Origin of the sequence: Sulfurivirga caldicuralii, from assembly GCF_900141795.1 — a bacterium.
Classification (GTDB): Bacteria; Pseudomonadota; Gammaproteobacteria; order Thiomicrospirales; family Thiomicrospiraceae; genus Sulfurivirga; species Sulfurivirga caldicuralii.
Window position 1 is genome coordinate 97,145 of sequence record NZ_FSRE01000002.1, and the last position, 20,437, is coordinate 117,581.

Annotated in this window: 21 protein-coding genes and 4 tRNA genes; 20 read left to right on the top strand and 5 right to left on the bottom strand. The window is 59.6% G+C overall.

From position 1 onward, the window contains the following. Positions 1–27 precede the first annotated feature (27 nt). The 6 genes from BUQ81_RS03600 to BUQ81_RS03625 all read left to right on the top strand — a co-directional run bounded on the left by BUQ81_RS03600 (position 28) and on the right by BUQ81_RS03625 (position 3,876). Positions 28–103 (top strand) — tRNA-Lys (locus tag BUQ81_RS03600). Between the two features lie 45 nt (positions 104–148). Beyond that, positions 149–224: transfer RNA gene (locus tag BUQ81_RS03605), tRNA-Lys, on the top strand. Between the two features lie 59 nt (positions 225–283). Continuing rightward, a complete protein-coding gene (locus BUQ81_RS03610) occupies positions 284–556 on the top strand; it encodes a hypothetical protein (protein ID WP_234947332.1) in 273 nt (90 codons plus the stop codon). A gap of 55 nt (positions 557–611) precedes the next feature. Continuing rightward, the gene (glnL, locus tag BUQ81_RS03615; RefSeq protein ID WP_074201036.1) at positions 612–1,682 is read left to right on the top strand and encodes a nitrogen regulation protein NR(II); all 1,071 of its coding nucleotides are present in this window, start codon (positions 612–614) and stop codon (positions 1,680–1,682) included. Continuing rightward, complete coding sequence (gene ntrC / locus BUQ81_RS03620) at positions 1,672–3,105, top strand: nitrogen regulation protein NR(I) (RefSeq protein WP_074201037.1); 1,434 nt, start codon at positions 1,672–1,674, stop codon at positions 3,103–3,105. Before glnL ends, ntrC begins: the two co-directional genes overlap by 11 nt. Beyond that, the gene (locus tag BUQ81_RS03625) at positions 3,106–3,876 is read left to right on the top strand and encodes a hypothetical protein (protein WP_074201038.1); all 771 of its coding nucleotides are present in this window, start codon (positions 3,106–3,108) and stop codon (positions 3,874–3,876) included. Positions 3,877–3,960: 84 nt separating this feature from the next. Here the strand turns inward: BUQ81_RS03625 and BUQ81_RS03630 are convergent, their stop codons facing one another. The 4 genes from BUQ81_RS03630 to BUQ81_RS03645 all read right to left on the bottom strand — a co-directional run bounded on the left by BUQ81_RS03630 (position 3,961) and on the right by BUQ81_RS03645 (position 7,551). Then, positions 3,961–4,512, bottom strand: coding sequence for a cytochrome b (locus BUQ81_RS03630; protein WP_074201039.1), 552 nt, complete (start codon positions 4,510–4,512; stop codon positions 3,961–3,963). A gap of 85 nt (positions 4,513–4,597) precedes the next feature. Next, positions 4,598–5,407 (bottom strand): inositol monophosphatase family protein, encoded by an 810-nt coding sequence (locus BUQ81_RS03635; RefSeq protein ID WP_074201040.1) that lies wholly within the window; start codon positions 5,405–5,407, stop codon positions 4,598–4,600. Beyond that, the gene (locus BUQ81_RS03640; RefSeq protein WP_074201041.1) at positions 5,407–6,702 is read right to left on the bottom strand and encodes an HlyC/CorC family transporter; all 1,296 of its coding nucleotides are present in this window, start codon (positions 6,700–6,702) and stop codon (positions 5,407–5,409) included. The genes BUQ81_RS03635 and BUQ81_RS03640 overlap by 1 nt, the downstream gene beginning before the upstream one ends. Before the next feature lie 48 nt (positions 6,703–6,750). Further along, positions 6,751–7,551: a cytochrome C assembly family protein gene (locus tag BUQ81_RS03645; RefSeq protein WP_074201042.1), complete on the bottom strand. Its 801-nt coding sequence runs from the start codon at positions 7,549–7,551 to the stop codon at positions 6,751–6,753. Between the two features lie 64 nt (positions 7,552–7,615). On the opposite strand from BUQ81_RS03645, the gene ffh reads away from it, so the two are divergent. The 3 genes from ffh to BUQ81_RS03660 all read left to right on the top strand — a co-directional run bounded on the left by ffh (position 7,616) and on the right by BUQ81_RS03660 (position 9,340). Further along, the gene (gene ffh / locus BUQ81_RS03650; RefSeq protein WP_074201043.1) at positions 7,616–9,040 is read left to right on the top strand and encodes a signal recognition particle protein; all 1,425 of its coding nucleotides are present in this window, start codon (positions 7,616–7,618) and stop codon (positions 9,038–9,040) included. A gap of 61 nt (positions 9,041–9,101) precedes the next feature. After that, positions 9,102–9,192 (top strand) — tRNA-Ser (locus BUQ81_RS03655). 71 nt (positions 9,193–9,263) lie between these two features. Next, positions 9,264–9,340, top strand: a tRNA-Arg gene (locus BUQ81_RS03660). A 211-nt stretch (positions 9,341–9,551) separates the two neighbouring features. Here the strand turns inward: BUQ81_RS03660 and queE are convergent. Further along, positions 9,552–10,184 (bottom strand): 7-carboxy-7-deazaguanine synthase, encoded by a 633-nt coding sequence (queE, locus tag BUQ81_RS03665; RefSeq protein ID WP_074201044.1) that lies wholly within the window; start codon positions 10,182–10,184, stop codon positions 9,552–9,554. 354 nt (positions 10,185–10,538) lie between these two features. Between queE and leuC the strand changes: the two genes are divergently transcribed. The 11 genes from leuC to accD are packed head-to-tail and all read left to right on the top strand — an operon-like array spanning position 10,539 to position 20,427. Continuing rightward, positions 10,539–11,954, top strand: a complete 1,416-nt coding sequence (leuC, locus tag BUQ81_RS03670; RefSeq protein WP_074201045.1) for a 3-isopropylmalate dehydratase large subunit — start codon at positions 10,539–10,541, stop codon at positions 11,952–11,954. A gap of 12 nt (positions 11,955–11,966) precedes the next feature. Continuing rightward, a complete protein-coding gene (gene leuD / locus BUQ81_RS03675; protein WP_074201046.1) occupies positions 11,967–12,641 on the top strand; it encodes a 3-isopropylmalate dehydratase small subunit in 675 nt (224 codons plus the stop codon). A gap of 9 nt (positions 12,642–12,650) precedes the next feature. Continuing rightward, positions 12,651–13,724: a 3-isopropylmalate dehydrogenase gene (gene leuB, locus BUQ81_RS03680; RefSeq protein ID WP_074201047.1), complete on the top strand. Its 1,074-nt coding sequence runs from the start codon at positions 12,651–12,653 to the stop codon at positions 13,722–13,724. 51 nt (positions 13,725–13,775) lie between these two features. After that, positions 13,776–14,741 (top strand): peptidoglycan DD-metalloendopeptidase family protein, encoded by a 966-nt coding sequence (locus BUQ81_RS03685; RefSeq protein ID WP_074201048.1) that lies wholly within the window; start codon positions 13,776–13,778, stop codon positions 14,739–14,741. After that, a complete protein-coding gene (locus BUQ81_RS03690) occupies positions 14,651–15,112 on the top strand; it encodes a bactofilin family protein (protein WP_074201049.1) in 462 nt (153 codons plus the stop codon). Before BUQ81_RS03685 ends, BUQ81_RS03690 begins: the two co-directional genes overlap by 91 nt. Beyond that, positions 15,109–16,131 carry an aspartate-semialdehyde dehydrogenase gene (locus BUQ81_RS03695; RefSeq protein WP_074201050.1) on the top strand — a complete coding sequence of 341 codons (1,023 nt, stop codon included), beginning with the start codon at positions 15,109–15,111 and terminating at the stop codon, positions 16,129–16,131. Before BUQ81_RS03690 ends, BUQ81_RS03695 begins: the two co-directional genes overlap by 4 nt. 7 nt (positions 16,132–16,138) lie before the next feature. Then, entirely contained in the window at positions 16,139–16,927 is a 789-nt protein-coding gene (gene truA / locus BUQ81_RS03700; protein ID WP_074201051.1) for a tRNA pseudouridine(38-40) synthase TruA, read from the top strand. Next, a complete protein-coding gene (locus BUQ81_RS03705) occupies positions 16,924–17,544 on the top strand; it encodes a phosphoribosylanthranilate isomerase (RefSeq protein WP_074201052.1) in 621 nt (206 codons plus the stop codon). Before truA ends, BUQ81_RS03705 begins: the two co-directional genes overlap by 4 nt. Further along, positions 17,541–18,746 carry a tryptophan synthase subunit beta gene (gene trpB, locus BUQ81_RS03710; RefSeq protein WP_074201053.1) on the top strand — a complete coding sequence of 402 codons (1,206 nt, stop codon included), beginning with the start codon at positions 17,541–17,543 and terminating at the stop codon, positions 18,744–18,746. The genes BUQ81_RS03705 and trpB overlap by 4 nt, the downstream gene beginning before the upstream one ends. Further along, positions 18,746–19,576 carry a tryptophan synthase subunit alpha gene (trpA, locus tag BUQ81_RS03715; protein ID WP_074201054.1) on the top strand — a complete coding sequence of 277 codons (831 nt, stop codon included), beginning with the start codon at positions 18,746–18,748 and terminating at the stop codon, positions 19,574–19,576. Before trpB ends, trpA begins: the two co-directional genes overlap by 1 nt. Then, complete coding sequence (gene accD / locus BUQ81_RS03720; RefSeq protein WP_074201055.1) at positions 19,573–20,427, top strand: acetyl-CoA carboxylase, carboxyltransferase subunit beta; 855 nt, start codon at positions 19,573–19,575, stop codon at positions 20,425–20,427. The genes trpA and accD overlap by 4 nt, the downstream gene beginning before the upstream one ends. Positions 20,428–20,437 lie beyond the last annotated feature (10 nt).

Below are 20,437 nucleotides of genomic sequence, written 5' to 3' on the forward strand. Positions count from 1 at the left end.
ATTCGTATAATACCGCCTCATTGATTTGGGTCGTTAGCTCAGTTGGTAGAGCAGCTGGCTTTTAACCAGTTGGTCGAAGGTTCGAATCCTTCACGACCCACCATCCAGAATTGCGGAACATGGCACATGCGGTGTTCCACCCCCATCCGGGTCGTTAGCTCAGTTGGTAGAGCAGCTGGCTTTTAACCAGTTGGTCGAAGGTTCGAATCCTTCACGACCCACCATTGTTCAAAAGGCCCTGCAAAGGGCCTTTTTTCATTTGTGACAACATGGCGGATCCGGCGTGAAAAACAAACCCCAGAAACTGCCCTTTACCTGGCACTATTTTGCCATGGCCATCGGCGCGCTGGCCGCGGTCCTGTCGGCCCTGCTGGGTGCGTGGAGTGCCGCCGCGGCAGCCCTCGGCTTTGCCATCATTGCCCACCCGGGCCTGCGCTTTACCGGTCTGACGCGTCAGGTCATTCTGATTCTGTTCGCCATCATGTTCATCTTTGCATTCCCCTCCGATCCTCCTGCTGTTCAAACTGCACCACAGCAGGGCACAGAATCCCATTGAGCAGCACGTTATAAGGCCTTATACTGCACTTTTACGGTGCAGGATGCGCTGCTAGATGTACAAGATACCCCCTCAAGTCGCACAGGAACTGCTCGGTGGACTGATGACGGCCGTGATGTGGTTTGACGCCGATCAGAAGCTGCAGTGGATGAACCTGTCTGCCTCTGAACTCTTTTTCTGTGGTCTGAACAAGGCGCGGGGCCGTCCTTTCAGCTGGTTCTTTCCCAAGACGGATATCGACTGGAAAGCGTGTGAACATATGCGCATGACGCTGCACGAGCAGGTACTGGAGCGGGACGACGGACAGCAGCTGGAGGGACGGCTGGTGATTGCATCCTACGATATTCAGGGTGAAAACGGTTGGCTGGTGGAAGTCAACGAGACCCTGCGCGAGCGCCGTATTTTGGAAGAGGAGGAGCGCTGGCATCAGTATGAAGCGGGTACGCAACTGGTGAAAACGCTCGCGCACGAGATCAAGAACCCTTTGGCCGGCATTTACGGTGCCACACAATTGCTCAAGCCGCAATTGCCGGACACCCGTCAGGCCCACAAGGCACTGTCGGTCATTCGCGATGAGGTGAAGCGCCTGCAGAACCTGGTGGATCGTATGCTGGGGCCGCGCAAGCTGCCTGAACTGGCGCCGCACAACATCCACGACGTGCTCGGCTATGTGCTGGAAGTTCTTGAGGGTGAGCGCCCGGCCAACATTTCCATCCGGCTGGACTATGACCCCAGCATTCCCGAATTTGCCATGGATTTCGAACAGCTGGTGCAGGCGTTCATCAACCTGGTACGCAACGCCTTTCAAGCAATGCATGCTCACGGTGGTGTGCTGACCTTGCGCACGCGGGTAGAGCATCGCTTTACTCTTGGGCAAAAGTTGCTGCCACAGGTCGTTGTGGTTGAGGTCATCGATGAAGGGGAAGGCATTCCACCCGAGCTGGCGGACGCCATTTTCTATCCGATGGTGACCAGCAAGCCGGACGGCACGGGGCTGGGTTTGCCGGTTTCTCAGGCCGTTGTGCGCCAGCACGGTGGCCTGATTACGACGGAAAGTGAGCCGGGGCACACCTGTTTCAGCGTGATCCTGCCATTGCCAAGAGAGCGAGAAGCCCATGACGCATGAAACCGAACAGCCGATTGTCTGGGTGGTTGATGACGATGCCTCCATCCGCTGGGTACTGAGCGAGGCGCTGGAGTCACTGCCTTACGAAATCCGCACCTTCGAATCGCCTGAAGATGCGCTGGCGAGCTGGGACAAGGCGCCTCCGAGGGCCGTGCTGACCGATATGCGCATGCCTGGCATGGACGGGCTGACCTTCATGGAGGCGCTGCACGAGCGCAGGCCAGAGATTCCTGTCATCGTGATGACCGCGCACGCTGATCTGGATACGGCCGTCAATGCATTTGCTCACGAAGCCTTTGAATATGTGCCCAAGCCCTTTGAGGTGGATGAGGTGGTGGCACTGGTGGACCGTGCCGTGCGCAAGACACTCTCCGGTGGACGTCGCCGCGGGACGCGGAAAAGGACTGATGAAGGCGGGCAGCTGTCGGTGCAGATCATCGGCCAGGCCCCGGCAATGCAGGAGGTGTTCCGCATTATCGGTCGGGTGTCCAAGCTGGATGTCACTGTGCTGATCAATGGTGAAACGGGCACGGGCAAGGAGCTGGTGGCGCGCGCGCTGCATTCGCTCAGCCCGCGGGCGGACAAGCCTTTCGTGGCGCTGAATACCGCCGCGATTCCGCGGGAACTGCTCGAATCCGAGCTGTTCGGCCATGAAAAGGGCGCCTTTACCGGTGCCGTGGCCACCCGCATTGGCCGTTTTGAGCAGGCCCATGGCGGCACACTGTTTCTTGACGAAATCGGCGACATGCCGGTGGATCTGCAGACCCGTCTGCTGCGCGTACTCAACGACGGTACCTTCTTTCGTGTAGGCGGGCGCGACCCCATCGCCGTGAATGTGCGCATTCTCGCCGCGACGCATCAGGACATGGAAGAACTGGTGAGGCAGGGACGTTTTCGTGAAGATCTTCTCTACCGCCTCAATGTGATCCGCATCAAGGTGCCGCCGCTGCGCGAGCGCCGCGAGGACATTCCCCTGCTGCTGCGCCACTATCTGGCGGAAGAGGCGCGCAAGCTGGGGCTTGAGGAGAAGACGCTGGATCCGGCCGTGGAGCGCTATCTGAGCCAGTTGCCATGGCCCGGCAATGTGCGCCAGCTCTCCAGCCTCTGTACCTGGCTCACGATTATGGCACCGGGCAAGGTGGTGCACGAAGAGGATCTGCCGCTGGAGCTGCGCGAGACACAGGTCACCACCGGCGGGCAGGAAACGGGGGATGACTGGAGCCATGCCCTACGCCGCTGGGCGGCAGATTATCTGGCCAAAGGAGGCAACGATCTGCACGGCGTGGCCGAGCAGACGCTGGAAAAGGTTCTGATCCAAGAGGCGCTCAAGGCCTCCTTCTACCACAAGCAGAAGGCCGCCAAACGGCTGGGGTGGGGACGCAACACCCTGACCCGCAAGCTTCAGCAGTTGGGTATCGAATAAATGCTGGCCGAGTGGTTGCAGTACTGGACCACCTGGCCGGCGGTCCCTCAGGCCCGTTCACTGGGCTATCTTTATGAAGCCATCGCGTTGCAGGCACGGCGCCACCGCTGTGCAGGGGCATGGAGTGCTCACTACGCCCGGTGTCGGCAGGCCATGGAGGCGCTGAATGCTCAGCCCGGTTCACGCTGGCTGATTCTTGGCGGCGGTCTGCTGGAAGATATCCCGTTGGAATGGCTGGACCGCCAGGGCGTGCGGGTGGATGTGGTGGATATCGTTTTTCTGCGCAGGGCGCGTCGGCGCTTGCGGGGTTATAAACAGGTGCATCTGCTCGAGCGGGATGTGACCGAGCATCTGCACCAGCTGGTGCAGGGAGATTTCACACCGCCTGTGCCCAGCTGGGGACTGGACCGGGGCTACGATGTAGTGGTGTCGCTCAATCTGGCCACGCAACTGCCGCTGCTGCCCGCACAATACCTGTTGAAACAGGGAATTAAGGACGACGCCATTGATGCCTACGGCCGCGCATTGATGCGTGCCCACCTGACTTATCTGCAGCGTTTCCCGGGTGCTGAGGTGCTGCTGATTGCCGACCGGCATATTGAATCGCTGGATCGCGGCGGGCGTGTCGTGGATGAGATTGATCCTTGGTGGGGCGAAACGCCACCACCCGCAGAGACGCATTGGCAGTGGGAGGCGGTGCCGCTGCGCGAAGGCGGCGGACGCGGTCGCCGCGTGCATACGGTTGGCGTATCCCGCTGGCGCAATCCGTAAGGGGGTCCCCGACTTTTACAGACCGAAAAAAAGTGCCCCGGCAAAAAACCGGGGCACTGGGTCTGTCAGGGCGTTCAGATAGACTTATTCAGGGCGTTTGCGACCCAGCATGCGCAACAGCACATCGTCCTTGTCAATAAAGTGATGTTTCCACGCAGCGGCCATGTGCAGCACCACAATGGCCATCAGGGTCCACGCCAGAAATTCGTGCGTCTCTTCAAAGAACTCGTGCAGCTCTTCGTTTTCGCCGATCAGAATGGGCATTTCAATGCCGAAGAAGATGGGGTGGTAACCCTTGGTGGTGACCGTCAGGTAGCCCGCGATGGGGATCAGCAGCAGAAGCAGGTTCATGCCTTTTTTCACTGCGTTGGCGAACTGCACTTCCCAAGGCCCCATGTGCGAGGGGGGCATGGGTTCAGGCTGAATCCGGCTCAGAGGAATGCGAATCAGCGTCAGTAGAAAGACCAGCATGCCAACGGACTGGTGCAGGGCGAACAGCTGCTTGCGCAACGGATCGGTCTTGTCCAGTTCGCCCATGTAGAGTCCCACGAAAAAGAGGGCAAAGAACAGCAGGGCGATGCCCCAGTGGAACAGGCGGGTAATCAGGCCATAGCTTTCGCGGGTATTCCATAACATGGGCAGCAGCTCCTGTATATGCGTGGGATGTGTTGTTTTGCTTATGCGTGCCGATAAATTGTATTAGTTTGCCGGCGGTTACGCATTAGACATCTGCTGCAAGGGCCAGGAACTGCTGCAGCAGTTCGGGGGATGCGGCTGCCACGGCGCTGCGTTTGTTCAGGGTGCCGTTAAAAACGGCTTCGCCGTCCAGCGTTGCCGAGACGCCGCCCGCTTCATGCAGAATCAGGTGTCCCGCCGCATAATCCCACAGCCCCTGGCCGCCGTGGGCATAGATTTCAGCACGCCCGGCAGCGATCCAGCACCAGTCCAGCACCACCGCGCCGATATTGCGCTGCGAGGCATAGGGTGCCTCGGTGGCGAGGCGGGCCGCCAGCGGCTTGGGCAGGCGCTTGAAGTCGATCAGCGCCAGTGTCTCCTTAAGCTGATCGACCGCGGTGTTGACCCGGATGGGGGTGTCGTTCAGTGTGGCGCCCTGACCCTTGCGTGCGGTAAAGAGTTCATCGCGGACGGGGTCGTACACCAGCCCAAGCACGACTTCACCTCCCTGCACTAGCGCCAGCGAGGTGGCGAACAGCGGGCAGCCGTGGGCAAAGTTGGTGGTGCCATCAAGGGGGTCGAGTACCCAGCAACCGGTATCCGACTGCAACGCCGCCTGTTGTGCCGCCGGGGTGGATTCCTCCCCCACAAAGGCGAGTTGGGGCCAGTTGTCGTGCAGAAAGCGCTGGCAGGCACGCTGCATGGCGCCGTCCGCTTCGGTGAGCAGGGAGCCATCGGCCTTTTTTTCCGCCGTCACATGGCGAAAGCGGGGCAGCAATTCTGCCTGTGCCAGGCGGCGCAGTTCGTCCTGCAGGAGTTGCCAGTCGGCATCGGATTCGTAGGGTGTGGGGTGCATCAGTCCTCCGTGCGTTCTTCGCTGTTGTTGGATGCTGGCGTGATCCTGACCTGCTCGATGGCGTTTTCGCTGGTGGAAACCACTTCGAGAATCCAGTTGCCGATCTTGAGCGCGGTGCTCGGTTGCGGCATGGTTTCCAGCACTTCCTGAATCAGGCCGTTGATGGTTTTCGGACCGTCCACCGGCAGATCCAGGCCATACTCCCGGTTCAGATCGCGAATAAAGGCACCGCCTTCCACCAGCAGTTCGCCACCTTCGGCCTGAATGACCGGACTGCGTTCCTGAGGGGTGCCGCGTTTGTCGTGGGTCAGTTCACCGACGATTTCTTCAAGCAGGTCTTCCATGGTGAGCAGACCGATCAGATCGCCATACTCGTCCACCACCAGCGCCATACGACGGCGGTGCTTGCGAAATTCCGCCAGCTGCTTGTTCAGTGGGGTGGTGTTGGGGACGAAATAGGCTGGGCGAGACTGCTTGATGATGTCCTTCAGGGTGATTTCGTGACAGCCCATCAAAATCGGCAGGGCGCGGCGAATATTGATGATACCGATCAGGTCCTCGTCCAGCGAGCCACGATACAGCGGAATGCGCGTGTAGGGTGATTTCTTGATCGCTTCCAGAATCCTGTCCATGGGCTCGTCCACATCGATGGCGTAGATGTCGGACTTGGGCACGATGACATCTTCCACCGTGACCTCTTCCATGCGCAGGATGCTCTTGAGCATGTCGCGGTACTGCTTGGGGATCTGTGGTGAGCTTTCGATAATGGCTTCCAGCTCCTGCGGTGTGAGGAGATCACTATCGTTTTTCACCAGCTTGACGCCGAGCAGACGCAGGAAGTTGTTGGCCACGAAGTTGACCATGAGCACCAGCGGCGACAGCACCTTCAGCAGCGGCTCGAGGAAATAGGTGGCCGGGAATGCGATCTTTTCCGGATACATGGCCGCCAAGGTTTTCGGTGCCACCTCGGAGAAGATGAGTACGACCAGCGTCAGGATACCCGCGCCGATGGCGATACCCGGCTCGCCGGCGATACGCATGGCAATAATGGTGGCAATGGAAGAGGCGAGGATATTAACGAAGTTGTTGCCCAACAGGATGACGCCCAGCAGGCGATCCGGGTGTTCCAGCAGGCGCAGGGCGCGGATGGCGGGCTTGTAACCTTCTTTCGCAAGTGCCTTGAGGCGATAGCGGTTCAGTGCCATCATGCCAGTTTCGGAGCTGGAAAAGATGGCGGACATGAGCAGAAGCAATCCCAGGATGGCAAACAGCAGGGACAGCGGCATATCGTTCATGGGTGTGAAATCTCCATGTCAAAAAATGTTGTGACAAAAAAGCTCTGATTAGGGGCGGGGCAGAAGAAATTCAAGTACGATGGAGGAGCCGACATAGCCCAGCATCAGCAGAACGAAGGCCCACAGGGTGAGGCGGGCTGCCTTGCGCCCACGCCAGCCGCGGCGGAAGTGCCCCCACAGCAGCAGACCATAGAGCAGCCAGGCCAACAGAGAGAAGAAGGTCTTGTGGGCCAGATGCTGGGCAAACAGATCTTCCACGAAAAAGAAACCGGTGATCAGTGCAAAGGTGAGGGTGATGAAGCCCAGAACCAGCAACTGGTAGAGGGTTTTTTCCATCAGCTGAAGCGGCGGCAGAGCCCCGAACAGACTGCCCAGTTTATGGGAGCGGAAGCGCTGTTCCTGAATGAGGAACAGAATCGCCTGGGTGGCAGCAAGGAAGAACAGGCCATAGGCGAGAATGGCCAGCACGATATGCGCCCCGTATTCCACCGGCAGTGGGTGCGTGTCGGTAATGACCAGCGGCGCCAGTGCCAGCAGGCCGGCAAAGGGAAAGATGATCAGGCCGAGCATTTCTGTCGGCTTGGTGAGCATGCCGATCCATAGCGCTACGGCAGCACTCCAGCCGATCAGCGAAAGGGCGATGCCGAAGCCGAACACCCACTGATCCTGCTGCCGCATGGCCAGCCAGATACTGATGGCGTGAGCGATGAGGCCGATGAGGGTGTAGGCAATCAGCTGCGGACGACGGTAACCTGCCTCCAGGTCAAACCGCAGGCGTGCAACCACAATCAGCCAGTTGTTCAGGTAGAGAATGAATGCGATAAGGCTTGCAAAGCCGAAACCGGACATGGGCAAAAGGTCATAGTCGTAAAGCCGCTATAATAGCGTAAAATCGCCTGAAATGGAGCAAGGCATGTTTGAGAATTTAACCGATCGATTGAACAAGACCCTGCGCAGTCTGACCGGGCAGGGCAAGCTGACCGAAAGCAATATTCAGGACGCCCTGCGCGACGTGCGTCGTGCCCTGCTGGAGGCGGACGTGGCGCTGCCGGTGGTCAAGCAGTTTATCGATCGTGTCCGTGAGCGCGCCATCGGTCAGGAAGTCAGCAGTGCCCTGAATCCGGGGCAGGCGTTCATCAAGATCGTCAATGAAACGCTGACCGAGGTGATGGGCGGTGCGGCTGAACCGCTCAATCTGAATGTGGAGCCGCCAGCAGTCATTTTGATGGCTGGTCTGCAGGGTGCGGGCAAGACCACCACCGTCGGCAAGCTAGCCAAGTACCTGAAGGAGCGCGAGAAGAAAAAGGTGATGGTGGTGTCGGCGGACGTCTATCGCCCCGCGGCCATCAAGCAGCTGGAAACGCTTGCCGGGCAGGTGGGTGTGGACTTCTTCCCCAGCTCGCCCGAACAGGATCCTGTTGAGATTGCGCAGCAGGCGGTGGCGGCGGCGCGCAAGGCGTTTGCCGATGTGCTGATCGTGGACACCGCCGGTCGTCTGCACGTGGACGACGAAATGATGGCCGAGATCAAGCGCCTGCATGCGGCGCTGAATCCGGCGGAAACCCTATTTGTGGTGGACGCCATGACCGGTCAGGACGCAGCCAATACGGCCCGGGCATTTCACGATGCGCTGCCGCTCACTGGCGTGGTGCTCACCAAGGCGGACGGTGACGCGCGCGGCGGTGCGGCACTTTCTATCCGTGAAATTACCGGCAAGCCGATCAAGTTCATCGGTACGGGTGAGAAGCTGGACGGGCTGGAGCCGTTCCATCCGGATCGCATGGCCAGCCGTATTCTCGGCATGGGCGATGTGCTCTCCCTGATCGAGGAAGCTGAAGCCAAGATCGACAAGAAAAAGGCGGAAAAGTTCGCCAGAAAGGTCCAGAAGAGTGGACAGTTCGATCTGGAAGACTTCCGCGAGCAACTGGGGCAGATCCACCGCATGGGTGGAATTGGCGGCCTGATGGGCAAATTGCCCGGTATGGGCGGGCTGGCCAATCAGGTGGATCCTGCCGTGGCGGAAAAGGAGTTCAAGCGCATGGAGGCAATCATTAACTCCATGACGCCGCAGGAGCGTCGTCATCCCTCCATTATCAAGGGTTCGCGCAAGCGCCGCATCGCTAAGGGGGCGGGTGTGCAGGTGCAGGATGTGAACCGACTGCTCAAGCAGTTCGAGCAGATGCAGAAGATGATGAAAAAGCTCTCCAAGGGCGGCATGAAAAACCTCATGCGCGGGCTGGGCGGCAAGCTGCCGGGCGGAATGGGCGGACCTGGTGGCGCCGGCGGTATGGGCGGTCTGCCGGGCCTCGGTGGCGGCTTGCCATTTGGGCGCAAGTAGCTGCAGATAGGCCTCGCGCTTTACAAGCCCGTTCGTTTTCGTATAATACCGGCCTCAACGCGGTGAAGTGGCCGAGAGGCTGAAGGCGCTCCCCTGCTAAGGGAGTATGGGCCAAAAGCCCATCGAGGGTTCGAATCCCTCCTTCACCGCCATTTTTATTTGAGTGTGAAAATTATTTGACAATGCGGTTGCCAATCCGCATAATTCGCACCCATCAATTTCAGCGCTCGTAGCTCAACTGGATAGAGTACCTGGCTACGAACCAGGCGGTTGGAGGTTCGAGTCCTCCCGAGCGCGCCATACACCTCCCGGCCCTGCAAGGTTCCCCCTCCTCCTTGCGGGGCTTTTTTATTTCAAGTTTTTTCGTGCTTCCTATTCTCCAGAGCGTATTGGCGCGCTCAATGGATGGCGCCCCCCACTTGGTTGGTCGGCCGTCGGAATTTGTCTTTTCCATTTGGGGGCAGGTCGGGCTTGAGTGGCAGGGGTAGTCAGTGGATTCGGGATTCGCCGGTCAGTCGATCCCAAGCAGCTTGTGAGTCTGCAGGCTCAGGCGCCATTGCGGGTGCTTGAGGCAGTAGTTTAGGGTCTTGCGCAGGTTGGCCTGCTGGTTGGGCCCGTCCATGGGTTGCAGATAGAACAGTTTGAATTCGAGGTGTGCCACTTTCTCTGGCGGCAGATCAGCCTGCGGATATACCAGCTTGAGCTCGTCGCCCCATGTCTGAATCAGCGGCGCACCGGCCTTGGGGCTGACTGTCAGCCAGTCGATGCCGCCCGGCGCCTTGATGGTGCCGTTGGTTTCCACCGCGATCTCAAAACGTTGCCGTTTGAGCGCCTTGAGCAGGGCGGTATCCACCTGCAGCAGGGGTTCGCCACCGGTCAGCACCACGAAAGGGGGTACGCTGATATCTGGCCAGAAGCGAATGAGGTGTTCAACCAGTGCCTCGGCCGTGTCGAAACGGCCACCATTTTGTCCGTCGGTGCCCACGAAATCGGTATCACAGAAGCGGCACACCGCAGTGGCGCGATCTTCCTCCTTGCCCGTCCAAAGGTTGCAATGGCTGAAGCGACAGAAAATGGCGGGGCGACCGCTGTGGGCCCCTTCGCCCTGCAGTGAATAGAAGACTTCCTTGATGCGGTAGGCCATGGGCAGCGTCCGAAATTAAAAAGGTTATTTTACGGCACCTCCGCAAAACCTCTGAACGGTCGCGACAGTGGCGATTCCGGTTCAAGGCAAGACGCACCGAACGTGGCATGGTCATTCCGTGCGAGTGAGGTGCAACACCGCATTGGGCCGGAATCGCCCTGTCCCTTCGGGTTGCGGCGGGACGGCAGCATCTTCTGCGTTGCGCGGCTTGCCTTTGGCGCCAACAAAAGCTGCGCCGTGCGCCTTGAATCTGCTGCCCTCGCGCCAGCAACGCGAGCGCATTCAGAGGTTTTGCGGAGGTGCCTTGCTGCTATAATGGCAAGATTATTTCTATCGGATATCGACGAGCGGATCATGGCAGGAAAAACCCTCTACGACAAGCTCTGGGGCGAGCATGTGGTGCGTCAGGATGAGGATGGCACCGCATTAATCTATATCGACCGCCACCTGTTGCACGAAGTGACCTCGCCGCAGGCGTTTGAAGGCCTGCGTCTGGCCGGGCGCAAGCCGTGGCGCGTGGATGCCAATCTGTGTACCCCGGATCACAATGTGCCCACCACCGAAGTGGAAGGGGGGCCGGAGAACATCGAAGACCCCATCTCGCGCATTCAGGTGCTGACCCTGGACAAAAATGCGCAGGAATTTGGCATTCTCGAGTTCCCCATGGGGGATCCCCGTCAGGGCATTGTCCATGTGGTGGGCCCAGAGGAGGGGGCCACCCTGCCAGGCATGACTGTGGTCTGCGGCGACTCCCATACTTCCACCCACGGTGCGCTCGGTTGTCTGGCGCATGGTATCGGTACCTCGGAAGTTGAGCATGTGCTGGCCACTCAGTGCCTGATCCAGAAGAAAATGAAGAACATGCTCATCAAGGTGGATGGGCAGCTGCAGCCGGGCGTGGGTCCCAAGGATGTCATTCTGTACATTATCGGCCAGATCGGTACTGCTGGCGGAACCGGTTATGCCATCGAGTTCGGCGGCCAGGTGTTCCGCGACATGTCCATCGAAGGGCGCATGACAGTGTGTAACATGGCCATCGAAGCGGGCGCCCGCGCCGGTATGGTGGCCGTGGATGACAAGACCATCGATTACGTAAAAGGGCGCCCGTTTGCCCCCACCGGCGAGCTGTGGGACCGTGCGGTTGAGCATTGGAAGACTCTGCACTCCGATCCGGATGCCGACTTCGATGTGGTGCTGGAGTTTGACGGCAGCCAGATCGAACCGCAGGTGACTTGGGGGACGTCCCCGGAAATGGTGATTCCCATTACCGGCAAGGTGCCGAATCCCGATTATGAAACGGATCCGGTACGCGAGGCCGGCATGCGTCGCGCGCTGGAATACATGGGGCTGGAGGCTGAAACGCCGGCGACCGAAATTCCGGTGGACTATGTCTTTATCGGCTCCTGTACCAACTCGCGCATCGAAGACCTGCGTGCCGCTGCGGAAATCGTCAAGGGACGCAAGGTGTCCGACCGCGTGGAGCAGGCGTTGGTGGTGCCCGGTTCCGGTCTGGTGAAGATGCAGGCGGAAAAGGAAGGGTTGGACAAGATCTTCAAGGAGGCCGGGTTCCAGTGGCGCAACCCGGGCTGCTCCATGTGTCTGGCCATGAATGCCGACCGTCTGCCGCCGAAAAAGCACTGCGCCTCCACCTCGAACCGCAACTTCGAGGGGCGGCAGGGCGCTGGCGGGCGCACGCACCTGGTCAGCCCGCAGATGGCCGCTGCAGCAGCCATTGCCGGGCATTTCGTTGATGTACGTGAATTTCTGTAAGGAGGGCGGCAGATGGAACAGTTTGGACGCTTGACCGCCATCGTGGCGCCGCTGGATCGCGCCAATGTGGATACCGACGCGATTATTCCAAAGCAGTTTCTGAAATCCATTCAGCGTACCGGCTTCGGCCCCTATCTGTTCGATGAATGGCGCTATCTGGATGTGGGGCAACCGGGGCAGGACTGCAGCAACCGACCGGTCAACCCGGAATTTGTGCTCAACCAGCCCCGCTATCAGGGCGCCAAGATTCTGCTGGCGCGGGAAAACTTTGGCTGCGGCTCCAGCCGTGAGCACGCGCCCTGGGCGCTTAAGGATTATGGCTTTGATGTCATCATCGCGCCCAGCTTTGCGGAAATCTTCTTTAACAACAGCTTCAAAAACGGCATCCTGCCCATCGTGTTGGACGAGGTCACCGTCGATCAGCTGTTCAAGGAGGTGCAAGCGCAGGAAGGCTATCAGCTGACGGTGGATCTGGAGGCGCAGACCATTACCAAGCCCAATGGTGAGGTGATTCATTTTGAAGTGGACCCCTTCCGTCGTCATTGCCTGCTGCAGGGGCTGGATGACATCGGCCTGACGCTGCAGTATGCGGCTGAAATTCGCGCCTATGAAGAACGCCGCAAGCAGGAAGCCCCCTGGCTGTTCATGCACCTGCACGAAATTGCGGAAAAATTTGACCAGATCTGAGGAACGAACATGAGCAAGAAAGTACTGGTTCTGCCGGGTGACGGTATTGGCCCCGAAATTACCGAACAGGCGGTCAAGGTGCTCAAGCGCCTGAGCGACGAGGGCGCCATCGATATCGAAATGGAAGAGGCGCTAGTGGGCGGGGCTGCATACGACGCCGAGGGCTCGCCGCTGCCGGAATCCACCATGCAGCTGGCACGCGAGGCCGATGCCATTCTGCTGGGTGCCGTGGGCGGTCCACAGTATGACGACCTGCCCCGGGACAAGCGTCCGGAAAAAGGCCTTCTCGGGCTGCGTTCCGGGCTGGGGCTGTTTGCCAACCTGCGACCAGCCATGCTTTATCCGCAGCTGGCGCACGCCTCGTCGCTCAAGCCTGAAGTGGTCAGCGGACTGGATATTCTTATCGTGCGCGAGTTGACGGGCGGAATTTACTTTGGCCAGCCCCGCGGGATTCGCACCCTGGAAAATGGCGAGCGTGAAGGCTTCAACACCTACGTCTATTCCGAATCCGAAATCAAACGAATTGCCCATGTGGCCTTCCAGGCAGCGCAGAAGCGCAATAAAAAGGTGACCTCCATCGATAAGTCCAACGTGCTGGAAGTCACCGAGCTGTGGAAGGAAGTGGTCACCGAGGTGGCGAAGGACTATCCGGATGTTACGCTGGAGCATATGCTGGTGGACAATGCCGCCATGCAGCTGGTGCGCTGGCCCAAGCAGTTTGATGTGATGCTCACCGGCAACATGTTCGGTGACATTCTTTCGGATGAGGCCTCCATGCTGACCGGCTCCATCGGCATGTTGCCCTCTGCGTCTCTGAATGAAGAAAACAAGGGTATGTACGAGCCGTCCCACGGTTCGGCGCCAGACATCGCCGGGCAGGATATTGCCAACCCGCTGGCCACCATTCTATCTGCCGCCATGATGTTGCGTTACTCCCTCGGCGCCGAGGACCAGGCGGCGCGTATCGAGCAGGCGGTCAGCAAGGTGCTCGATCAGGGCCTGCGTACAGCAGATATCTGGACAGAAGGCACGCAAAAGGTCTCCTGCAGCGCCATGGGCGATGCCGTTGTCGCGGCGTTGTGAAACCGACTTTAAAAAAGTCGGGGACCCCCGTATTCAGCGGCTGACCTTAGCATGAAAAACCGCTTTACCATCACCATCAGTGACGTCCATGGGGTGCGTCACTACACCTTTAACCAGCTGGTCAAGCGATTTTTCTGGTGGGTGGTGATGGGGCTGGTGATACTGGCTGCCATTTCGCTGGCGCTCATCTGGGGGTTGCGGCAGGAAGTGCAGCTGCTGCAGCAGAAACGTGCCGAAGCGTTGGCTCGGTACGAGCAGCTGCTCGAGCAGCGGGCAGGGGAACTGTCTGCCTATCAGGCTGCCACGCAAAAGTTGCAGCAGGAGTTGGACGCCAAGGGGCAGCATCTGGAAAATCTGGATGCAGCCGTGGCTGCACTCGAGGCCATGCTCGGTGCCGAACCGGAAGATGACACCGCGCCACTGGCGCAGCGGGTGGAAAACCTCAAGCTGACCATGGGCGAGAAACGCTATCTGCTGCAGGTGATTCCGTCAGGGCGTCCGGTGCAGACCTTCAAGGGAGTGAGCTCCAGCTTCGGTTGGCGCAAACACCCGGTGACCAGCAAGCGCGAATTCCACAAGGGCATTGATTACCGCGGGAAACTCGGTGACAAGATCATTGCCACGGCCGACGGGGTGGTGGAATATGCCGGCTATCACAAGAGCAGCGGCTACGGTAATATGGTGCTGATTGATCATGCCTTTGGTTTTCGCACCCTGTATGGCCATTTGAAAAAGGTGCTGGTTAAAAACGGCCAGGTGGTCAAAAAGGGTGATGTCATTGCCCTGATGGGGAATACCGGCCTGTCCACGGGGCCGCACCTGCATTATGAGATTTCATTCATTCAGCGCTCGCTCAATCCGGCCCCCTTTGTGGCGTGGGATCTGAAGCACTACGACGCGATTTTCAAAAAGGCGAGGCACGTGCCATGGGACTCTTTGGTGGAAAGGGTAAAACAGTACATTCAGGCGGTGGCGCCACCATCATTGCCGGCGATGTCCACCTCAAGGGCGAACTGACGGGTCTCAACGCGCCGCTGTACGTTGAGGGCATTGTGGAAGGCCGTATCGACTCCAGCGCCGAGGTCATCATTGGCCCCAAAGGCAAGGTGCTGGGTACGCTGCGCGCCCGACAGGTGGTGGTGAACGGCTACATGGAAGGCGATGTGGTGTGCCAGCAGCTGGACATTATGGTGTCCGGTACGCTGCAGGGCACCGTGGTGGCACCCACCTTCACCATTGAGCAGGGGGGTCGCTTTGTGGGGCAGAGCTTCGATCAGGGCGAGCAGGCGCAGATCAATATCGTGCAGGTCAATCTCGAACCGGCCCGAACCGAGCCGGGGCCTGCGTTGGAAATCAATCAAGACAAACAGAAGGATGAAGTGCAATGAGACCTGAAGGGTATGATGTCGCAGTTGTCGGCGCGACCGGTGCAGTCGGCGAAACCATTTTGCGCGTTCTGCAGGAGCGCAAGTTTCCGGTACGCAATCTCTATCCCCTGGCCTCCAGCCGCTCCGCCGGCAAGAAGATCGAGTTCAACGGTCAGTGGGTGAAAGTCCAGGACTTGGAAACCTTCGACTTCTCCAAGGTGCAGATCGGCCTGTTTTCCCCCGGCGCCAGTGTCTCCAAAATCTATGCGCCCAAGGCGGCCGCAGCGGGCTGTGTGGTGGTGGACAACACGTCCCAGTTCCGCTATGACGACGACATCCCGCTGGTGGTGCCCGAAGTGAATCCCGAGGCGGTGGCCGGCTACAAAAATCGCGGCATTATCGCCAACCCCAACTGCTCCACCATTCAGATGCTGGTGGCGCTGAAGCCCATTTATGATGCTGTGGGCATCGAGCGCATTAATGTGGCCACCTATCAGGCAGTGTCCGGCTCCGGCAAGGAAGCCATCGAGGAGCTGGCGACACAGACGGCGAACCTGCTCAACCTCAAGCCCATCGAGTGCAATGTCTATCCCAAGCAGATCGCCTTCAACTGCATTCCGCAGATCGATGTGTTCATGGATAACGGCTACACCAAGGAAGAGATGAAGATGGTGTGGGAGACCAAAAAGATCATGGGTGACGACAGCATTGTGGTGAACCCCACCGCGGTGCGGGTGCCCGTGTTCTATGGCCACAGTGAAGCCGTGCATATCGAAACGAAGGAAAAGATCACGGCCGAGCAGGCGCGCGAGATACTGGCAAAAGCCCCCGGCATCGTGCTGATGGACGAGCGCAGGGACGGCGGCTATCCCACCGCCATCGATGCGGCCGATACCGATCAGGTCTATGTGGGCCGCATTCGCGAGGATATTTCCCATCCGCGCGGGCTCAACCTGTGGGTGGTGGCTGATAATGTGCGCAAGGGCGCGGCGACCAATACCGTGCAGATTGCTGAGCTGCTGATTGAAAAATACATCTGATTCTTCCATGCGCATTGCGCTGGGCATCGAATACGACGGCAGTGCCTACTGCGGCTGGCAGCATCAGGATCACTGCGACGCGGTGCAGACCCACGTGGAGGCGGCGCTCTCCTTTGTGGCTGATCATCCCATCGAAGTGGTCTGTGCCGGACGTACTGATACCGGAGTACATGCCCTGAATCAGGTGGTGCATTTTGACACCACGGCGGAACGCCCGCTGCGGGCGTGGGTGGAAGGGGTGAATACCCGTCTGCCCGATGCCATTCGTATCCATTGGGTCAAACCCGTGGCAGAGGACTTCGATGCCCGTTTCAGCGCGGTGGCACGTCGTTACCGTTATGTCATTCATAACGTACCCACACGCTCCGCGCTCCTGCGCCAGCGAGTGACCTGGGTGCGTGAACCGCTGGATGCGGCGGCCATGGACAAGGCCGCGCAGGCACTGGTGGGAGAGCAGGACTTTTCCAGCTTTCGCGCTGCCGGCTGTCAGGCGCGCCACCCCATGCGCGAGGTGCAGCGGGTTCACGTGCACCGTCAGGGCAACATGGTGCTTGTGGACATTCAGGCCAATGCCTTTTTGCACCACATGGTGCGCAATATTGTCGGCAGCCTGCTCAAGGTGGGCCAGGGCGAACGCCCAGTGGAATGGATCGCTGAATTGCTGGCGGCAAAAGACCGGACGCAGGCAGCGGAAACGGCACCGGCGGCCGGCCTCTACTTTGTGACCGCAGTCTATCCGCCAGCACTGGGCATTGCGGAACGTGAACCCGACTGCGTCGTATGGAGGTGTGCATGACCCGTGTGAAAATCTGCGGCATTACCCGTCCCGAGGATGCGCTGGCCGCTGCAAATGCCGGTGCTGATGCCATTGGGCTGGTGTTCTATCCCGACAGTCCGCGGGCCATTGACATCGCCACCGCCTGGGAGATCCTCGAGGTGGTGCCGCCGTTTGTCACCACGGTCGGCCTGTTCGTGGATGCAGACCCGGAGTGGATCGAGGAGATTCTGGTAGAAGTGCCGCTGGATGTCCTGCAGTTTCATGGCAATGAATCGCCGGAGCAGTGCGAACAGTTTGCTCATCCTTATATCAAGGCAATCCGCATGCGGCCCGATACGGATCTGTCTGCCATTGCGAAGCGCTATGCCGATGCGCAGGGCCTGCTGCTGGATACCTATCGCCCCGGTGTGCCCGGCGGCACCGGCGAGGTCTTTGACTGGTCCCTGGTCCAGCAGCCGTGCGACAAGCCGATCATCCTCGCCGGTGGTTTGACGCCTGATAATGTGGCAGATGCCATTGCGCAGGTTCAACCATGGGCGGTGGATGTAAGCGGTGGCGTGGAAAAGGAAAAGGGTCTCAAGGATTCGAGTAAAATTAACGCTTTTATGGCAGCCGTCAAAGCAGCAGATCAATGACCATCGATTACAGCAAGTTTCCCGACGCGCGCGGCCATTTCGGGCCCTACGGCGGCATTTTCGCCCCGGAAACCCTCATGGCTGCACTGGAAGAACTCAAGCAGCAATATCACACCCTCAAGGCGGATCCGGCCTTCTGGGCCGAACTGGATGCCGATCTGGCCGACTATGTGGGGCGTCCATCGCCGCTCTATCTGGCCGAACGTCTGACCGAAGCCTATGGCGGCGCCAAAATCTACCTCAAGCGGGAAGACCTGAACCACACCGGTGCCCACAAGATCAACAACACCATCGGCCAGGCACTGCTGGCCAAGAAGCTGGGCAAGACGCGCATCATTGCCGAGACCGGCGCAGGGCAGCATGGCGTAGCGTCAGCTACCGTGGCTGCTCGTCTGGGGCTGGAGTGCGTGGTCTACATGGGCGCCGAAGACGTGGCGCGCCAGGCGCCCAATGTGGCGCGCATGAAGATGCTGGGCGCGGAAGTGATCCCGGTCACCTCCGGAACGCGCACCCTGAAGGACGCCCTCAACGAGGCTATGCGCGACTGGGTCACCAATGTGGATGACACCTTCTACATTATCGGCACCGTTGCGGGACCACACCCCTATCCGGAGATGGTGCGCGACTTTCAGGCCATCATCGGCCGCGAAGCCCGTACGCAGATTCTCGACAAGGCCGGTCGTCTGCCGGATGCGCTGGTGGCGTGTGTGGGCGGCGGCTCCAACGCCATCGGACTGTTCTACGAGTTTCTGCCTGACGAGGATGTGGCCATCTATGGGGTCGAGGCGGCAGGCCGCGGCCTGGAAACCGGCGAGCACGCCGCACCGCTGTGTGCTGGCAAGCCGGGCGTGCTGCATGGCAACCGCACCTATCTGATGCAGGATGAAAACGGCGAGATTATCGGTACTCACTCCATTTCCGCCGGGCTGGACTATCCTGGTGTAGGGCCGGAGCATGCCTGGCTCAAGGATATCGGTCGTGCCAACTATGTGGCGGTGACCGACGAGGAGGCGCTGGACGCATGCCGCGACCTGACCCGTCTGGAGGGCATTCTGCCGGCGCTGGAGTCCAGTCATGCGCTGGCTTATGCCAAAAAACTGGCGCCTGAACTTGGCGAAGACAAGATCATGATTGTGAACCTGTCGGGCCGCGGGGACAAGGATATGGCCACGCTGGCCCGCATCGAGGGGTTTGAATACTGATGAGCCGCATTGGACAGACTTTTGACCGCCTGAAGGCAGCCGGTCGCACCGCACTGGTGCCCTATATCACCGCAGGCGACCCGCACCCCGATTACACCGTGGAGATGATGCACGCGCTGGTGGAGGCGGGCGCTGACATGCTGGAGCTGGGCGTGCCGTTTTCCGATCCCATGGCTGACGGCCCGGTGATTCAGAAGGCCACCGAGCGGGCCTTGGCCCACGGCACCAGTCTGGCGCAGGTGCTGGAGATGGTCGAGCAGTTCCGCCAGCGGGACGACGCCACGCCGGTGATTCTGATGGGTTATGCCAATCCCATTGAGGCCATGGGCTATGTGCCCTTTGCCGTGCGCGCCCGCGAAGTGGGCGTGGACGGCGTGCTCACCGTGGATATTCCTCCGGAGGAAGCCGAGGACGGCTACTACGAGGCACTGGCGTCCGAGGGACTGGACCGCGTCTTTCTGGCGGCACCCACTACACCGGTGTCGCGACTGGCGCAGATCGAACGCCTGGGCAGCGGCTTTGTCTACTATGTGTCCCTGAAGGGCGTTACCGGTGCGGATCAGCTGGATGCAGAGGATGTGGCGACCCATGTGGCACAGCTGCGCGAGCATGTTTCCCTGCCGGTGGGTATCGGGTTTGGCATTCGCAATGGCGAGCGGGCCGAGGCCATGGCGCGTCTGGGGGATGCCGTTATCGTGGGCTCGGCGCTGGTGAATGAAATTGAAGCGGTTTGGCATGCAGACAAGGCCGCGGTGATCGAACGTCTGCGTGCGGCCATGGCACCGTTCAGAGCCGGGGTGGACCGTGCGGATAAGGAGAAGCAGGCATGAACTGGTTTGAACGTATTCTGCCCAGCATCAAGGGCGTGGCGCAACGCAAGAAGTCAGTCCCCGAAGGGCTGTGGATCAAGTGCCCTGAATGTGAAGGCGTCCTCTACAAGGCGGAACTGGAACGCAACCAGTATGTGTGTCCCAAGTGCGGTCATCACATGCGCATCGGTGCGCGCCAGCGTCTGAATTACTTCTTTGACGAGAACACTGCGCAGGAGTTTGCGCAGAACGTAAGGCCCATCGATATTCTTGGGTTCAAGGATCAGAAGCGTTACAAGGACCGCATTACTGCCGCACAGAAGAGCACCGGTGAAAACGATGCGCTGGTGACCATGGTGGGCGAAATTGAAAAATTGCGCGTCGTGGCTGCGGCCTTTGAGTTCAAGTTTATGGGCGGTTCCATGGGTTCGGTGGTGGGCGAGAAATTCGTGCGTGCCGTCAACAAGGCCATCGAGCTGGATGCGCCCCTGATCGTCTTTGCTGCTTCGGGCGGCGCGCGCATGCAGGAGTCGCTGTTCTCGCTGATGCAGATGGCGAAGACGTCGGCAGCGCTGGGCAAGCTGCGGGAAAAGGGCCTGCCGTTTGTGTCCGTGTTGACGGATCCCACCATGGGTGGTGTCTCTGCCAGCTTTGCCATGCTGGGTGACATCAACGTGGCCGAACCCAAGGCGCTGATCGGTTTTGCAGGTCCGCGCGTCATCGAGCAGACCGTGCGCGAAAAGCTGCCTGAAGGCTTCCAGCGCAGCGAATTCCTGCTGGAGCACGGCGCCATCGACCGTATCATCGACCGGCGTGACATGAAGCACGAGCTGGCGCTCATGTGCCGCATGTTCCTCAATCAGCCGGCCTGACCCGTTTAGC